At 59.1% G+C, this 15,511-nt stretch carries 16 protein-coding genes; 6 read left to right on the forward strand and 10 right to left on the reverse strand.

All coding sequences use genetic code 11. The features are described from left to right. Positions 1 to 26 precede the first annotated feature (26 nt). The 5 genes from COA65_07135 to COA65_07155 form a co-directional block, all read right to left on the reverse strand. Positions 27 to 1,253, reverse strand: coding sequence for a hypothetical protein (locus COA65_07135; protein PCJ58933.1), 1,227 nt, complete (start codon positions 1,251 to 1,253; stop codon positions 27 to 29). After that, positions 1,250 to 2,071 carry a hypothetical protein gene (locus tag COA65_07140; protein PCJ58934.1) on the reverse strand — a complete coding sequence of 274 codons (822 nt, stop codon included), beginning with the start codon at positions 2,069 to 2,071 and terminating at the stop codon, positions 1,250 to 1,252. The genes COA65_07135 and COA65_07140 overlap by 4 nt, the downstream gene beginning before the upstream one ends. Beyond that, positions 2,071 to 3,798, reverse strand: a complete 1,728-nt coding sequence (locus COA65_07145) for a hypothetical protein (protein PCJ58935.1) — start codon at positions 3,796 to 3,798, stop codon at positions 2,071 to 2,073. The genes COA65_07140 and COA65_07145 overlap by 1 nt, the downstream gene beginning before the upstream one ends. Further along, a complete protein-coding gene (locus COA65_07150; protein ID PCJ58936.1) occupies positions 3,776 to 4,462 on the reverse strand; it encodes a ribulose-phosphate 3-epimerase in 687 nt (228 codons plus the stop codon). Before COA65_07150 ends, COA65_07145 begins: the two co-directional genes overlap by 23 nt. A 79-nt stretch (positions 4,463 to 4,541) precedes the next feature. Beyond that, entirely contained in the window at positions 4,542 to 5,843 is a 1,302-nt protein-coding gene (locus COA65_07155; GenBank protein PCJ58937.1) for an MFS transporter, read from the reverse strand. A 54-nt stretch (positions 5,844 to 5,897) separates the two neighbouring features. On the opposite strand from COA65_07155, the gene COA65_07160 reads away from it, so the two are divergent. After that, positions 5,898 to 6,092, forward strand: coding sequence for a DUF1674 domain-containing protein (locus tag COA65_07160; GenBank protein PCJ58938.1), 195 nt, complete (start codon positions 5,898 to 5,900; stop codon positions 6,090 to 6,092). A gap of 191 nt (positions 6,093 to 6,283) precedes the next feature. After that, the gene (locus COA65_07165) at positions 6,284 to 6,799 is read left to right on the forward strand and encodes a nuclease (protein PCJ58939.1); all 516 of its coding nucleotides are present in this window, start codon (positions 6,284 to 6,286) and stop codon (positions 6,797 to 6,799) included. On the opposite strand, the gene acs is transcribed toward COA65_07165, so the two are convergent. The 5 genes from acs to tsaD form a co-directional block, all read right to left on the reverse strand. After that, a complete protein-coding gene (gene acs / locus COA65_07170) occupies positions 6,796 to 8,733 on the reverse strand; it encodes an acetate--CoA ligase (protein PCJ58940.1) in 1,938 nt (645 codons plus the stop codon). The genes COA65_07165 and acs overlap by 4 nt on opposite strands. Before the next feature lie 77 nt (positions 8,734 to 8,810). Further along, positions 8,811 to 9,182, reverse strand: a complete 372-nt coding sequence (locus tag COA65_07175) for a (2Fe-2S)-binding protein (GenBank protein ID PCJ58956.1) — start codon at positions 9,180 to 9,182, stop codon at positions 8,811 to 8,813. Positions 9,183 to 9,184: 2 nt separating this feature from the next. After that, the gene (locus tag COA65_07180) at positions 9,185 to 9,598 is read right to left on the reverse strand and encodes a ubiquinol-cytochrome C reductase (protein PCJ58941.1); all 414 of its coding nucleotides are present in this window, start codon (positions 9,596 to 9,598) and stop codon (positions 9,185 to 9,187) included. Positions 9,599 to 9,636: 38 nt separating this feature from the next. Beyond that, positions 9,637 to 10,647, reverse strand: coding sequence for a glycerol-3-phosphate acyltransferase (locus tag COA65_07185; protein PCJ58942.1), 1,011 nt, complete (start codon positions 10,645 to 10,647; stop codon positions 9,637 to 9,639). Positions 10,648 to 10,693: 46 nt separating this feature from the next. Next, the gene (gene tsaD, locus COA65_07190) at positions 10,694 to 11,752 is read right to left on the reverse strand and encodes a tRNA (adenosine(37)-N6)-threonylcarbamoyltransferase complex transferase subunit TsaD (GenBank protein ID PCJ58943.1); all 1,059 of its coding nucleotides are present in this window, start codon (positions 11,750 to 11,752) and stop codon (positions 10,694 to 10,696) included. A gap of 112 nt (positions 11,753 to 11,864) precedes the next feature. On the opposite strand from tsaD, the gene COA65_07195 reads away from it, so the two are divergent. From COA65_07195 to COA65_07210, 4 genes are all read left to right on the forward strand, one after another. After that, positions 11,865 to 12,803 (forward strand): hydroxymethylbilane synthase, encoded by a 939-nt coding sequence (locus tag COA65_07195; protein ID PCJ58944.1) that lies wholly within the window; start codon positions 11,865 to 11,867, stop codon positions 12,801 to 12,803. 6 nt (positions 12,804 to 12,809) lie between these two features. After that, complete coding sequence (locus COA65_07200; protein ID PCJ58945.1) at positions 12,810 to 13,526, forward strand: uroporphyrinogen-III synthase; 717 nt, start codon at positions 12,810 to 12,812, stop codon at positions 13,524 to 13,526. 44 nt (positions 13,527 to 13,570) lie between these two features. After that, positions 13,571 to 14,581, forward strand: a complete 1,011-nt coding sequence (locus COA65_07205) for a hypothetical protein (GenBank protein PCJ58946.1) — start codon at positions 13,571 to 13,573, stop codon at positions 14,579 to 14,581. Next, the coding region (locus COA65_07210) for a heme biosynthesis protein HemY (protein PCJ58947.1) at positions 14,581 to 15,511 on the forward strand (931 nt) is incomplete at its 3' end. The genes COA65_07205 and COA65_07210, both read left to right, overlap by 1 nt.

The raw sequence follows: 15,511 nt of genomic DNA on the forward strand, positions 1-15,511 counted from the left end.
CGGTGGCGGTGAAAGCTTGAGTTTTCCTAGGGTGCCGATTTTGGCGAGGGGGTGGCATCCCCTTCCCCGGCAATGCCCAGAAGAATGGCGGCAACAAAGAAAAGCGTCGTAATCCACCATGCCTGCCAGATGCCGTAGCTGAGGGAGGCGGCAACAATGCCTGTAACCATGGCACCATTGAAAACAGCATTTGAATAGCGCGCCATTCGCCGTCGCAAGACCATCACAAACAGCCAGACCATGAAGAGGCCGCAGATAACAGCGCCAACCAACCCGGTTTCCAGCCACCATTGCATGGCGGCGTTATGTGGGTGCAGGGGCAGAATATCACTACCTTCACCGACGTTCTGGATAAGTCGCGTACGGTCAGGGATGTTTCGCGATGTGTCGAGACCCCATCCCAGAAGGGGCCTTTCCTCGACGCGCTCGGCGACGAAACGCCAGATATATATTCGATGGATGGCCGAGGTTGGAAGATTGGGCATCGTTACCCATATTTTCTTGGGATCCGGCAGCAGTGGTGGAAGCCACGGCGCCAGGGCCGTCCCCGCCATGGTGAGACAAATGAGCGCGATGGCGATCCGCTTTGGAAAACGCAGGGATGGAAGGAAAACAAGCATTCCAAGTAGAAGGGCAAGCAGCGACGCGGCGTTTTCAAGCTGCGCGAGAACCACAAGGGACAAGACGAAAATCGCTGCCGCAATCCGGAACCGATGCCTTGGGTCGATCCACAGCAGGACCGGCCAGACAAGCAGCGCAAACACCGTGGTCCAGCGATTGAAAATTGTGTTGTCTGGGGTGCCGATCCCCCAGGATGAACTATATAGATGATAGGTGGCGAGATCCGTCACGACCTCGATGGCGATGAACAGGGTAGCAATCCCCATGCCGGCCAGCAGGGCAGGGCCAAGGAGGCTGCGTTCATGAGGCTTGAGATCGCGGGCCCCGGCCAGCAGTACCATCCCGCAGGCACCCAGACTGATAAGGTCGAACGCCTGGCTGAGGCTTCTTTCCGGCGCGACGGACCAAAAAGCGGTGACAACCCCCCAGAGGGCGATTGCGCCGAAAAAAGCCGCGCCAATCCATGAGATTTTCAAACGCCTGGCGTTCGGACGGAACGAAAGGCCGAGAATTGCCAAGGCCATTAAAATCAGAAGCGGCGTCAAGAAGCCGGATAGATAGACGGCAAGGGTTGGAAGCAAAAAGGCCGAAATTGCCAACAGATGTCCGTTGTGCAGATCCTGCAGTTTCATGACAACCGCGCCCCTCGGGAAGGGTGAAGAAAGAAATAATCGCGCCACGGCTCGTCTATGACGGCATCGACGCGTTGCGGCTTCCCGTCTTTCAGGCAATAGGCTTCATAGCCGCGTGACAGGAAAAAATCAAAAACCGCTTCCTTCGATGCGTTGAAATTTTTTTCAAGGGCGTGGGGATGGATTTCGATGAGGGCATTTGGAAGGTCGCGGTCAATTATTTTTTTACCTCCGTTCAGAACCTTGTATTCCGCACCTTCGACGTCGCACCGTAGAAAATCGATTTTTTCGATTCCGTTGCGTTCGCAAAAGGAGTCGAGGGTGATCGCTTGCGTGGATTCCGCTATCATGTCTTTTGCCTGAACGCCAGGAAAGGACGTGGTGTTTTCTTCGTTCCCGTCCTCGGTCACGTGGCCAAAAGAATGTCCAAGACGACCGCTTGTCTTCACCGGCACGACGAGCTTGACCTCACCCGGGCAATCCATGACGGCAACGTGAAAGCAGCTTACATTTCCAAGCCGATGAAAGGCGAGCACGCGCCTTAAAATTTCAAAGCTGTAGCTTGAGGGTTCGAAACAGTAGACATGCCCGCGCTCTGCCAGGCGGGCCATGATCAGGCTATGCCTGCCATCGCTGGCACCGACATGGAGGCAGATATCCTCTGACCGGATCATGTCCTTTAAAAAGGCGACTTCGGGTTCGAATTTATACTGGCGAAGATTTCTGGAAATCACGCGGGCTGTTGCCATCCATGACCGCATGCGCGTGCCAAGCTTTGTCTGGATGGTGCTGTTTGACGACAAGGGACGGCCTCGCATCAGGCTGCGCGCGCAGGAATGCGCTTGAACGTCCACTTCACCCGGACGGCATTGCTTTCCAGGGGGGCGCTGACGACGATCTGTTCGCTGTGATGCATTTCACGCGCGTCGCCGAGATAGACATTTTTTTCGAGATTTATCACGCCGCCAACTGCCTGAAATTTCCAGCCACCACCTTTGGGAAGGCGCAGGAGAACGGTAACGCCATCCCGTGCCAGTGAAGCGGAAACATTTGGGTGCAAGAGAAAGCGGATGTCAAATTTTGATCCCTTTTCTCCTTCCAGACAATCTTCGCCGCGAAAATCCTCTCCATTCGCCGAGAGGTAAAGCCGCCGATGGTGTGTGCGGCCAAAGAGCGCCTGATAGCCGTCATGGCTTGTTTCAATCCAGATGTTGCCATCTTTTTCATCCCGGCAACAGGTTGCGCGGTGGGGCCGCCGTCCGATTCTGCCATCGGAGAGAATCTCGGATGAATTTTTATCGTCGATCGTTACGGTCGAATGGGCAGCGGTTGAACGGATGGGGTCACGCCAGGCATCTTTATTTCCAACATAGGCGCCGCCATTTACGACGAGGCGCTCCTTGCCGCAGCTCATCTCGAAGGAAAGGGTTCCAGCGTGGGTTTGCTGGGTTCCGGGCGGGGCCGGCTCTGGCACGCCGACGTCGAAGAGAAGAAGCGTGCGCCCGGCAACCAGGCGTTCGAAACCGGCATAAGGCGTGCTTTCCGGGGGGCTGCCCTGGGCGTCGGCACGCCCCAGCACCATGTCGATCAACCAGCTTTCGCCTTCGCAAGTGCCATTGAACAGCGCCAGCCCGCCATCGCCGTGGCGAAAGAAACGCAACATGACGCCCATGCGGTCCGTTGCCGATTGCAATATGTCAGGTACCTCGCGATGGGTAGCCATGAGAAGGGCGCGGATCTCCGCAAGGTCGCGAAGGACCGCAAGCTGGACCTCGGGGCTTCGAAGAATGTGCCCGCCATCTGGATAGATCTGTCTGGGCAGCTCTTTTTCAAGAAGCTGCAGGCCGTTTTGAAGGGCAAATTCGTGTTTTGCCGAAACCGCTCCGGCGTAGATCAGCCCTTTTGCAACGGCGAAGAGGGAGGGTCCCTGCAGGTGCCCGGGAGCTACGCGGTGGAGATGCCGTGCCTGGCGCGCAAAGGAAGTCAGAAAAATTGCACGAAAGCTGTCGGGTGCGCCGGCGCAGAGAAAATCACCATGCCCTGCCCAGGCGGCCATGCGTGTGCCAAGCACGTCCGCCCGCCAGCTGGTTGGATGCCAGAAACGGTTGTGCGCGATCCAGTCGAGGACGAGGTCGCGTGCCCTGCGGCGTGCGGTGTCAGTGCCGATCGTGCGCAGGTCGCGAAGCCAGGCAAAGCCATGAAGTTCGGCCAGCCAGCGTGTGTCCACATCATCCCTGTTCCAGAGATTGGTTTTGGCCCGGATCGTGGTGCCCAGGAAGGGGAAGGTGTTTTGCAGGATGGCTTCACCGCGTTCCCGGTCGCCTGGCCATGGGTCTGGCGGAATCCCGTTTAGTCGCCTTGGTGTTCTGCCTGTCAGAAAAATAAAATAGAGGGGGTTCCCGTAAAGAAGGCGGTCAACGCTGCCCAGAATTCTTTGGAGGAAACGATGGAACGTGCCGTTGAAAACCGGCTTCCCCGAACCCGTGTGCGTATAGCGTGCCGTCCGCTCAATGGTGGTTTCTTCAAATCCGTCTGGAGGCGACATCGGACCCATTCCGCAGGAGCTGAATGTTTGTGGCGTAATGGTCGGGTCCGCCCTTAAAGGTGGCGGTTCCGGCGACGAGAAGATCGGCTCCCGCCGCGATGGCTTCGGCGGCGGTTTCAACATTGATACCGCCATCGACTTCAAGGGCAATATCGCGGCCAATGGCATCGATATTCTCCCGAAGATCACGGATTTTTTTCAATTGCGAGCGAAGGAAGGCCTGTCCGCCGAACCCCGGGTTCACGGCCATGACAAGCACCAGGTCGATTTCCTCAAAGACATTTTCCATGGCTGCGATGGGGGTGCCTGGATTTAAGGCGACGCCGGCTTTCTTGCCAAAGGATTTAATCAGTTGAAGGGTCCGGTGGAGGTGCGGTCCCGATTCGGGGTGGACGGTGATGATGTCGGCACCCGCTTCGGTAAAGGCCGCAATATAGGGATCGGCGGGGCGGATCATCAGGTGGACATCGAAAGGCAAATCCGTATGCGGGCGCAATGCCGCCACGACCGCCGGGCCAATGGTAAGGTTCGGGACAAAATGGCCGTCCATGATGTCGATGTGGATGCAATCGGCCCCCGCCGCGTCGATTGCCCGAATTTCCTCGCCTAATTTTGCGAAATCGGCGGAGAGGATGGATGGGGCGATCCGCGTGGGGTGTTGCATGCCATTTTCCTAACAGCTTCCAGGGGCGCTCGCAAGACGCAGCGGCAAGGTCGGAATGGCCGGGGATGCGAACCGCATGTTACGGCGTTTTGCGGTCTTTTCGAAGGCGGACGGCGTAGAATCCGTCGAGACCGCCCAGCGCTTTGAAATGTGAGGGGAGGGTGCGCAAATCGCCCTGGGGCGTGAGCAATTCGCGTCTGTCTCCAACTTCCCCGGCGGCAATCGGCACACGCGTGAATGGGGCACCCCCCGCCAGCAGGGCGTCGATCTGTTCCACACCTTCTTGCGGTTCAAGGGAACAGACCGCGTAAACGAGAAGGCCGCCGGGTGCGGTCATCGCGGCGGCGGCTTTCAGCAGCCGGGCCTGGAGGGCGCATAATTTTTTAACGTCGGCGGGTGTTTTCTGCCAGGCAATGTCGGGGTGGCGCCGGAGGGTTCCGGTCCCGCTACAGGGCGGGTCGAGAAGGACAAAGGCGGCTGGATTTTCTGGCCGCCAGGTGGTCGCATCTGCTGCGATCGTTTCAAGGTTTAGATGAAGGCGGGAAAAATTTTCGTGAACGCGCACAAGGCGGGAACGTGAACGATCCACGGCAAGAACATGTGCGCCACGGTCGGCGAGTTGGGCCGCCTTGCCACCGGGTGCCGCGCAAAGGTCCAGGACAGTCGCGCCGTGCACATCGCCAAGAAGTTTTGCCGGGATTGCCGCCGCGCCATCCTGCACCCACCAGCTTCCTTCTGCGTAGCCGGCCAGCGCATCTACGCGGCCATGGGTGTACAGCCGGAAGCTTCCCGTCGGCAGGGGTGTCGCGCCAAGCGCTTCGGCCTGGTCCTCCATTCCCTTTCGGAAGCTAAGATCCAGGGGTGCTTCCTGAAGATGGGCGCTGGCGATGGCCCGGCAGGTTGTCTTTCCGTAAGCACGCTCCCAGGATTTCCAAAGCCATGCCGGCGTGTTCAGGCGTGGGGCATCGAGGCTGTCGAGCAAGTCCTTTCCCTCGCGCGTCAGGCGGCGAAGCACGGCGTTTACCAGTCCCTTGTAAGAGGCAAGCGGCGTGGCGTGGAGAAGGGTGACGCTTTGATCGACGGTGGCATGGGGAGGTGTGTCTAGAAAACAAAGCTGCGTGATGCCGATCTGCAACAGGTGTTGCACCGGCCTTGCTTTGTGCGGCAATGGTTTTTCGAGTGCGTGGTCGATCAGGGTGTTGATTTCGCCAAGATGGCGAAGAGTCGTGCCGACAAGGTTGCGAACAAAGGCCCGGTCTCGGGGTTCAAGCGCTGCAATGCCACCATGGCTCGCGAAGCCCTCTTCGAGGGGCGTTTTTCGTGCAAGCACGGCACCAAGAAGTTCAATGGCGCATTGTCGCGAGTTTGGAAAAGTGCTCATGGGCAGGACCGATCATGCTAAGTTACAGGTCGCCATCTTTTTCAGAGCTTTCCCATGACCGCAAGCCCCGATACGTCTTCTTCCAAGACTGGTGCCTCCTCCCAAGGGGAAAAAGAGGCCGTGAAAGATCAGGCGGCGGTCGTTTCCCCGGCGAAGGACGATGTAATTAAGGAAATCGGCGGGCCGAAGGGTCCAGAGCCGACCCGCTATGGCGACTGGGAACGCAATGGCCGCTGCTCGGATTTCTAGGCCGGCAGGGTATAGGCCTTTATTCCCTTATTAAGATTTTAAGCCTAAAGTTCTTGTTTTGTACCTGTTCTTGGTGCATGTTCTCGTGAGAAGTTGTTCGCGTAAGGGTTGTTTTCATGCGCGCGCATGCGTGAAAAACAACCGTAACGTGCGAATGTCCAAGGTGCATTGCATGGCTATAGGCACGACAAATGGGCGCGGCTTTTCGGCGGTTCTTTTTTTTGTTCCTTCTGGCCTTCGGGCTTGGTGGATTCCCGCCTGGGTTTTTTCCGGTGCTGGCGGCGGACGTCCTTCCCGGTCCGCTGGCGGCAGAAGTGTTGCGTGTTCTTGATGGCGATACGATCGCCGTGCGGGTTCGGATATGGCCGGGTCACCAGGTCGAGACGCTTGTTCGCCTTAAGGGCATCGATGCGCCGGAACTAAAGGCGCGTTGCAAGCGTGAACGCGTCCTTGCCCAGGGCGCGCGACGGTTTCTGGAAGCTCATGCGGACGAAGGGCCGATCTGGCTTACGGATATTCATTTGGGGAAATATGCTGGCCGGGTTCTGGCCCGTGTCACGATGGCCACCGGGGCGGATCTCAGTGCCCAGTTGATGGCGGCGGGCTTTGCGCGCGCCTATACGGGAGGCCGCCGCGCATCCTGGTGTGACGGTGCGTCCGATGCGACCGGTGCGACCGGTGTAAAAAACGCGCGCCTGACGCCCTAACGGTTCATTCGGTTGGCAATCAATTCCGTGACGACGCCTGGGTCGGCAAGGGTTGAGGTGTCGCCAAGGTCTTCATAGGCGTTCGCCGCGATCTTGCGAAGAATTCGCCGCATGATTTTCCCCGATCGCGTTTTCGGCAATCCCGGGGCCCACTGGATAAGGTCCGGCGTGGCGATGGGTCCGATTTCCTTGCGAACCCATTGGCCAAGTTCCGCGCGAAGCGCTTCGCTTGGTTCGATATGGGCCATCAGGGTCACGTAGGCGTAGATCGCCTGGCCTTTAATGTGGTGGGGATAGCCGACGACAGCGGCTTCTGAAACCTTCGAATGGGCGACCAGCGCGCTTTCGACCTCGGCCGTGCCCATTCGATGGCCGGAAACGTTGATGACGTCGTCAATCCGTCCGCTGATCCAGTAATAGCCGTCCTCGTCCCGGCGGCAGCCGTCACCGGTGAAATAATGGCCCGGATAGGTCGAAAAATAGGTCGTAACAAAGCGGTCGTGATCGCCATAGAGGGTCCGCATCTGGCCAGGCCAGGAATCGGCGATGCAGAGGCTGCCCTCGCACGCGCCCTCCTGTGGCACGCCTTTGTCATCGACAATCTCAAGCTTGACGCCGAAGAAGGGGACGCTTGCAGAGCCGGGTTTCATGGGTGTGGCACCGGGCAAGGGGGAAATCATGATGCCGCCTGTTTCCGTCTGCCACCAGGTGTCGACAATCGGCACACGTTCCTCGCCGACGACGCGGTAATACCAAAGCCAGGCCTCTGGGTTGATCGGTTCGCCGACCGTGCCAAGAAGGCGAAGCGACTTTCGGCTCGTTTTTTTCACCGGGTCGTCGCCTTCATGCATAAGTGCGCGGATGGCCGTTGGCGCGGTATAGAAAATATTGACCTGATGTTTGTCCACGACTTGCCAGAAGCGCGAGCTGTCCGGATAATTCGGGACGCCTTCGAACATCAGGGTGGTGGCACCATTCGCAAGCGGGCCGTAGAGGATGTAGCTGTGCCCGGTCACCCAGCCGACATCTGCCGTGCACCAGTAAATGTCGCCATCGTGATAATCAAAAACGTATTGATGGGTCATGGCGGTGAAGACAAGGTAGCCGCCGCCGCTGTGCAAGACGCCTTTCGGTTTCCCGGTTGAGCCGGAGGTGTAAAGAATAAAAAGCGGGTCCTCCGCCGACATTTCTTCCGGGACGCAATCGGGTGAGGCGGCTGCCACTGCGTCTTCGTATCGGACGTCGCGGCCTTCGACCCAGTTCACCTTGCCGCCCGTGCGGCAAACCACGAAAACGCTATGGACCTTCGAATCCTTTTTAAGGGCTTCGTCGGTGTTTGCTTTCAAGGGAATGGTTTTGCCGCCACGAACGCCTTCGTCCGCTGTAATCACCACCGTGCTGTCGCAATCATCGATCCGGCTATGGAGTGCACTTGGCGAAAAACCTCCGAAAACGACAGAATGAATGGCCCCAATCCGGGCGCACGCCAACATGGCATAGGCCGCTTCCGGGATCATCGGCATGTAAATGGTGACCCGGTCACCTTTCGTGACGCCGCGGTCCTTTAAGGCATTGGCAAAACGCGAGACCCGTTCGTGAAGTTCGCGATAGGTGATTTTCTCGTCGTCTTTGGGGTTGTCGCCTTCCCAGATAATGGCGATTTGATCCGCGCGTTCCGGCAAATGGCGATCGATGCAGTTTGCGCAGACGTTCAGGGTGCCGTCATAGAACCAGCGAATATGAATGTCGTCGTCGAAAGACGTATCTTTTACCTGTGTGTAGGGCGTGATCCAGTCGAGGCGACGGCCTTGCTCGCCCCAGAATCCTTCCGGGTCCTCGATGGAGCGACAATACATTTCCCGGTAGCCAGGTTCATCCACCCATGCGGATTTTGCAAAGGATTCGGGCACTGGAATGACAAGATGTTCGGACATGCAGACGGCTTCCTTTCCTGATTTTGGACGCGCGTTTCCAGTCAGTCTAGGGAATCGCCGGGTCAAGGCAAGGGCGGCTACGGTTTTGGGGTTTTGTGCGGAATATCAAGATGGATTTTTCCGCCTTCAACGCGAAGCGGAACGCGTTCCAGTGTTTTGTCCAGACATGGGCCGGCGATGCAATGGCCGTCCTCGATCTGGAATTGAGCGCCATGGGTCGCGCATTGAAGATGCGTTTTTTCAAGATTGAAGAAGCGGTCCGGTGTCCAGTCGAGAGGCGTGCCCTGATGAGGGCAACGGTTCCGATAGCCGTATATTTTAGACCCCTGCCGGACGACGAGAACCGCGCGTGGGTGAGATTCGCCTGGTAGGGGAAACCCCCGGGCTTCTCCGTCTGGAATGGCATCAATATGGCAAAGAAACGGACCGGGTTTTTCGCAAGGCGGCATTTTCATGCAGGCGCGTTGGCGAGTGCACAAATCCGTTCCCACGCGGCGGCATCGATGGGCATGACGGAAAGGCGCGACTGGCGAATAAGCGCAAGGTGGGAAAGTTTTGGATCTTGCTTGATTTCGGCCAGAAGAACCGGACGTTTCACGGGCTCGATGGCCTTGACATCGACCATGCCGAAACGCCCGGAGGCATCCGTTGGGTCCGGGTAATATTCTTTGACGATCTCAACAATGCCGACAATCCGCTTTTCTTTTACGGAGTGATAGAAAAAGGCGCGGTCGCCTTTTCGCATCGCCTTTAAGTTGTTGCTCGCCTGATAATTGCGAACGCCATCCCAAGGCTCAACGCCGACTTTTACCTGGTCGTCCCATGACCAGGCTCCAGGTTCTGATTTCAGCAGCCAGTAGTTCATTGTTGGAGGGCTCTTTTCTTTCCGGTCTTGAACGGGGGTTACGCAAAATCCATGTCGCTTGGCAATTCTTCCCCGGGGGGGCGGGAAAGAAGGTCTTCGATGGTTTGGTCAATGTCTGCGCCACGGTGAAGCACGTCGCGAACCGCCATTGCGATCGGCATGTCGATTCCAAGCCGGGCGGCCAGATCGGGAATGGCGCGCGCCGTAAAGACCCCCTCGGTTACGGCTTTCCGTCCGGCCAGGATTTGTTTGAGGGGTGTGCCTTCCCCCAGGGCAACGCCAAGGGAAAGGTTGCGTGACTGGCGGCTGCTACAGGTGAGGGTAAGGTCGCCTAAACCGGAAAGCCCCATAAACGTCTTGGCTTGGGCACCGAGTGCGACGCCAAGGCATGCAATTTCCACAAGCCCTCGTGTGATTAAGGCGGCCCTAGCGTTGTCGCCGAAGCCACGCCCCTCGACAATGCCGCAGGCGATCGCCAGCACATTTTTGACGGCACCGCCGATTTGGGCACCGATAACGTCCTTTGAAAAATAGGGGCGAAACCGGGGGCTGCCGATGGCTTGTTGCAATTTCTGGCCGATCTTTGGGTCTTCACAGGCGAGCGTTACGGCCGTTGGCAGGCCGCGTGCGACTTCTGCTGCGAAGGTAGGCCCGGATAAGATGGCGCACGGCATGTCCGGCAGGGTTTCGGCAAGAATGTCACTCATCAGGGCGCCACTCTTTTCCTCAATCCCTTTTGCACAGATGATGAGCGGCGTTTCCGGCTTTGCGTAAGGGGCAAGCGCTTCGCAGGTCGTGCGCAGATGTTGCGCCGGGGCGGCCAGCAGAAGGATGTCGGCTTTTGCGACGACGCCGAGGTCGCCCGTCGCCTGGATGTCGGCATCAATCTGGATGCCTGGCAGGAAGGTGGGATTTTCGTGCGTGTTCTGGATGGCCGCAACGGTCGAAGGCTCGTGGGCATAGAGCACCGTTTCGCTGCCTGCCCGCCGGACGGCAAGCGCAAGCGCCGTTCCCCAGGCACCGGCTCCAACGACCCCAATTCGCATCATGACGTCAGCCTAGCACAAATGGCGTCTGGGTCGCCCGGGTTCCAGATCATGGGCGGGTCTGCCGGCCGTGACGGGTGGCGGCGTCCGGGTCTAGCGGCCAACGGGGTTTCGGCGTGAAGTCAAAGCGATCCGTCCAGCCCAATTGCAGCCGCTCAATGCCGGCCCATGCGATCATGACGCCATTGTCCGTGCAAAGCTGCGGCGGCGGCACGTGTAATTTCACACCCATCGCGGCGGTCGTTTCGCAAAGCCGGGTCCGCAGATAGGCGTTTGCGGCAACGCCGCCGGCGATGACGAAGGCGTTTCCGCCCGGGTGACGTGTCTGGAAAAGGCGGATGGCATTTTGCGTACGATCCGCCAACACGTCGCCGATGGCAGCCTGAAAGGCGGCGGCAATGTCATTGATGGTCTCCGTCTTTTTTGCGTCCGCGCCAAGCCGCGACACGGTTCGGCGGACCGCTGTTTTCAGGCCGGAAAGGGAAAGATCGCACCCCTCTCGACCGGCCATCGGCCTGGGCAGGGCAAAGCGCTTTGCATCGCCTTCTTTCGCCGCCTTTTCAATTTGCGGACCGCCTGGATAGGGAAGGCCCAGAAGTTTTGCTGTCTTGTCGAAGGCTTCTCCCACTGCATCGTCGATGGTTGTGCCCAATTGGACATAACGTCCAACCCCTTCAACGATGACAAATTGCGAATGGCCGCCGGAAACAAGAAGCAGAAGATATGGAAAATCGACGGCCTCGGTTAAACGCAGGGAAAGCGCATGGCCTTCGAGGTGGTTGATGGCCAGAAAGGGAAGGTCGTGAACGGCGGCGATGGCCTTTGCCGTCATCACGCCGACGAGAAGCCCGCCGACAAGGCCGGGTCCGCCCGTTGCGGCGATGCCGTCAAGGTTGCAAAAATCGAGACCCGCTTTCGCCATCACATCGGCGACAAGGCTGTCCATGTAATCAAGATGGGCGCGCGCCGCAATTTCCGGGACGATGCCGCCATAAGGCTGGTGGTCGGCGATTTGCGAGTGGAGAGACTCCGCCAGAATCTGGCGTTTGTCGTTGACGATTGCGGCGGCGGTTTCGTCGCAACTGCTCTCTAACCCAAGGATACGCATTCCCACTCCACTCCTGGCGGGCGTGGCCCCATGGTGATTTTTAAGGAGGCCAGCCTCTTTGGTCCGTAATAACCACTTTACCTTGCGGCTCGGCAAGCACTACACACAAGGGATGTTTAGGGCACCCATTCGTATCGGCACACGCGGCAGCGCGCTTGCGCGCGCCCAGGCGGCAGAAGTTCGCAAGCGTCTGATCGCGGCCCATGGCACGCTTGCCGCACCCCAGGCGATCGAAATTCGGATCATTCAAACGACCGGCGACAGGATTCTTGACCGTCCCCTTGCCGAAGTGGGCGGCAAAGGGCTTTTTACAAAAGAGATCGAAGAGGCCTTGCTGGCAGACGAAATTGATCTTGCCGTTCATTCGATGAAGGACGTTCCGACATGGTGCCCCGACGGGCTGGCCATTGTGGGTTGCTTGCCACGGGAAGACCCACGGGACGCCTTTCTTTCCTGCCGCTATTCGACCTTCGAAGATTTGCCGCAAGGCGCGACATTGGCGACCTCTTCGCTTCGTCGTCAGGCGCAAGCCTTAAGCCTTCGCCCCGACCTTCGGGTGGTTCCCATACGGGGCAATGTGGGCACCAGGCTCCGTAAATTGGAGGCAGGCGAGGCGGATGCCATGCTTCTTGCCGTGGCTGGGTTGAAGCGCCTTGATCTTGAAGACCGCGTGACGGCGGTGCTGGCACCCGAAGTGTTTTTGCCTGCCGTGGCCCAAGGGGCGATTGGCATTGAATGCCGGGCGGAAGATGGCGGGCTGCGCGAAAGGCTTGATCCAATTTTTGATGCCGGGACGGGTGTTCGCGTGGCGGCCGAACGCGCTGCCCTTGCCGTTCTCGATGGGTCCTGCCAAACGCCGATTGCGGCCTTGGCGGAATTTGAGGACGAAACGACGTTGTTTCTTCGCGTCATGATTGCCCTGCCCGATGGGTCGATGCGCTTTGATGTGGAACGCCGGGGGCCGATCGTAGATGCCGAGAAAATGGGCCGCGACGCAGGTCAGGAACTCCGCGACCGCGCCGGGCCGGAGTTTTTCGCCAAGCTTGGCTAGGAAAAAATGCAAAAAACATACGTGCTTTTGACGCGCCCCAGGCAGGATTCAGAATCGCTTGCGGCTCACCTTCAGGCGCGCGGCAAGGCATGCCGGATCGAGCCGATGCTTGCGATCCGCCAATATGGCGATGTGGCCCTTGCCCTTGAACAGGTGCAGGCGTTTCTTCTGACCAGTGCCAATGGCGCGCGCGCCTTGGCTGATACTACGGCGGAACGCCACCTTCCGGCCTATGTGGTTGGAGACAAGACGGCGGCGGCGGCGTGTGATTTGGGTTTTGAGAACGTCCATAGTGCCGATGGCGATATTCACGCTTTGGCAAGCCTCGTTATCGCAGCGGTGGACCCAAAGGCGGGCGTTCTGCTGCATGCGACGGGCGAAGCCATTGCCGGGGATTTGGCAGGGGTGCTAGTCGACTATGGCTTTGATGTGCGTCGGGTCGCGCTTTACCAAGCCCTGCCGACCGAAAAAATTTCCACCGCCACCGCTGATGCGCTGCGCAATGGCGAGATTACAGACGTTCTTTTTTTCTCTCCCCGGACGGCGGCGGCCTTTGTTAGGCTGGTGAATGACGCGGGGCTGACGTGCGAATGTGCGCAGGTTTCGGCCATTTGTCTCAGTCCTGCGGTGGCCGGGGCGGCTGAGGGCCTTCCCTGGAAAACGCTTCGCGTGGCGGCGCACCCAGATGAGGCGGCGCTGCTTCGTGAACTGGGCCTTGAATAGGGGCTGTGCCGGCAAACGGAAATTTAGAAAATGAGCGAACCCCGATGAACGACCCGAACGTTTCAAGCGCAGAAAAGAAACCGGCCTTCGCGGGAAAGAAGGGCTGGGTTTTCGGGGGTCTGGTTTTGCTGCTGGCCGTGGGCGGGGTCACTGCCTTTTTGTTCTTGCCGGCCTTGCCGGGTGCGGCCTTTCTGAAGGGCCTAGTGTCTTCGGACGCAAGGAATGCAACGGAAAGCCTTTCCAGGCGGCTCACCGTTCTTGAAGAGGCCATCGCGGCGCTGCCGAAGAATTCTGAAAATCCAACGTCGGCTTTAAATGCAATCGCGGTCAATGTCGCCTCTCTCGACGCCAGGCTTGCCGCGCTTGAAAACGGCATTGCGCAAGGTGACGGTGCGGACGTGCTGACACACCTCGTCCCGGAAATTGAAAAACTTCAAAGCGAGTTTGCGGCGCTTTCCGCGCGCATGGCTGAATTGGCGTTTGCGCCCAGGGGGATGGCGGATTTGAGCATGCCCGGTTCGGGAATGCGCCCCTATCTGCGTGCCGTCGAGGATCTTCGCGAAGGGCTTTGGGAATATGGCCCCTTTCGTGATCGCTTGGCGGCGCTTTTGGCGGTGGCAGGGGGCAATCCGGCGGCAGTGAAGGCGCTGGCGCCGATTGCCACTTACGCGGATCAGGGCATCCCAACATTGCCGATGTTGCGCGCGCGGTTCGATGATTTGGCGGCGGCTGTTCTGGCACGTCCCCCGGTAACAACCGGGGCGGGCTGGAAAGAGCGGGTTCTTGCCAATCTGTCCGGCCTTCTGACGATCCGACGGACGGGAGATATAGAAGGCGATGGCCTGGAAGCGGTGCTGGCGCGCGCGGAACAAGCGCTTCATGCTGGCGATCTGGGACGCGCCGTTGGCCTGCTTGAAAAAATTGAAGGCCCGGGTGTGGAGGCCGCCGGTTTGTGGCTTCGCGATGCGAAAGCGCGCCTTGGCGCTGCGGCAGCGGTGCGTCAGCTAAGGCGTCTTGCTTTCTCGAGAGAGGAAAACCCGGCGGAAGGGCCGTAATGATTCGTGCCTTCGCGTTTTTTCTGCTCCTTGCGGGCGTCGCCGTTTTTGCAGCCTGGCTTGTCGAACATCCTGGGACCGTGCGGATCACCTTTGCCGATTACCGGCTGCATGCGTCGATCGGTTTTCTCGGTGTTGCGGTCCTGCTGCTGGTGCTTGCGGCAGTTTTCGCCGACCGTTTGTGGCGCTATCTGATCACCGCCCCGCACCGGATCGCTGTCACCTTTCGGGAAAATCGCCGTCGCCGGGGCTACCGGGCGCTCACCCAGGGGCTGGTGGCGGTGGCGGCGGGTGATGTCGAAAAAGCAGACGAGCTTTCCGGGCGCGCCAAGGGGCTTTTGCACGACCAGCCCCTTGCCATGCTGCTCTCGGCCCAGGTGGCGCAATTGCGTGGCGACGAGGGTGCGGCGGCAGATTATTTCGAAGCGATGCTCCACCATCCCGAGATGGCGTTTTTCGGCCTCCGTGGCCTTTTCACCCAGGCCCTTCGGGAAGGGGACACGGAAAAGGCGCGCAGGCTTGCTAGGCGGGCTTATGCGCTGCATCCGAAAACGCCCTGGGTCGTTGAGGCGCTTTTTGAACGCGAATTGCATGCCGGAAAGCTGGAAGACGCGGAAACCGTTCTTCGCCAGGCCATCCGCCAGGGGGTTCTTCCGGCGGTGGAAGGAAACCGCCGCCGCGCGGTGCTTCTGCTTCGTCAAGGCGCCCTTTTGGAAGGGCAGGGCCAACCCCGCGAGGCCCGGCGTTTTGTGCAGGATGCCTGGAAGCTTGCGCCTGATTTCAGCCCGGTGGCGATTGCTTACGCGCGGCTTGCCGTTGGGGAAGGCGCGCCACGGCGCGCCGAAAAGGCGATTGAAAAAGCCTGGTCGAAGAACCCGCATCCGGACCTTGCCAGGGCCTATCTGGAAATCGATGGGTTGGACGACAGCC

This window comes from Rhodospirillaceae bacterium, assembly GCA_002746255.1.
Lineage (GTDB): Bacteria > Pseudomonadota > Alphaproteobacteria.

Bases quoted from the DNA above. Each gene is read 5' to 3' on its own strand.
- COA65_07135 (PCJ58933.1), bottom strand. From the start codon at position 1,253: ATGAAACTGCAGGATCTGCACAACGGACATCTGTTGGCAATTTCGGCC.
- COA65_07140 (PCJ58934.1), bottom strand. From the start codon at position 2,071: ATGCGAGGCCGTCCCTTGTCGTCAAACAGCACCATCCAGACAAAGCTT.
- COA65_07145 (PCJ58935.1), bottom strand. From the start codon at position 3,798: ATGTCGCCTCCAGACGGATTTGAAGAAACCACCATTGAGCGGACGGCA.
- COA65_07150 (PCJ58936.1), bottom strand. From the start codon at position 4,462: ATGCAACACCCCACGCGGATCGCCCCATCCATCCTCTCCGCCGATTTC.
- COA65_07155 (PCJ58937.1), bottom strand. From the start codon at position 5,843: ATGAGCACTTTTCCAAACTCGCGACAATGCGCCATTGAACTTCTTGGT.
- COA65_07160 (PCJ58938.1), top strand. From the start codon at position 5,898: ATGACCGCAAGCCCCGATACGTCTTCTTCCAAGACTGGTGCCTCCTCC.
- COA65_07165 (PCJ58939.1), top strand. From the start codon at position 6,284: ATGGGCGCGGCTTTTCGGCGGTTCTTTTTTTTGTTCCTTCTGGCCTTC.
- acs (PCJ58940.1), bottom strand. From the start codon at position 8,733: ATGTCCGAACATCTTGTCATTCCAGTGCCCGAATCCTTTGCAAAATCC.
- COA65_07175 (PCJ58956.1), bottom strand. From the start codon at position 9,182: ATGCCGCCTTGCGAAAAACCCGGTCCGTTTCTTTGCCATATTGATGCC.
- COA65_07180 (PCJ58941.1), bottom strand. From the start codon at position 9,598: ATGAACTACTGGCTGCTGAAATCAGAACCTGGAGCCTGGTCATGGGAC.
- COA65_07185 (PCJ58942.1), bottom strand. From the start codon at position 10,647: ATGATGCGAATTGGGGTCGTTGGAGCCGGTGCCTGGGGAACGGCGCTT.
- tsaD (PCJ58943.1), bottom strand. From the start codon at position 11,752: ATGCGTATCCTTGGGTTAGAGAGCAGTTGCGACGAAACCGCCGCCGCA.
- COA65_07195 (PCJ58944.1), top strand. From the start codon at position 11,865: ATGTTTAGGGCACCCATTCGTATCGGCACACGCGGCAGCGCGCTTGCG.
- COA65_07200 (PCJ58945.1), top strand. From the start codon at position 12,810: ATGCAAAAAACATACGTGCTTTTGACGCGCCCCAGGCAGGATTCAGAA.
- COA65_07205 (PCJ58946.1), top strand. From the start codon at position 13,571: ATGAACGACCCGAACGTTTCAAGCGCAGAAAAGAAACCGGCCTTCGCG.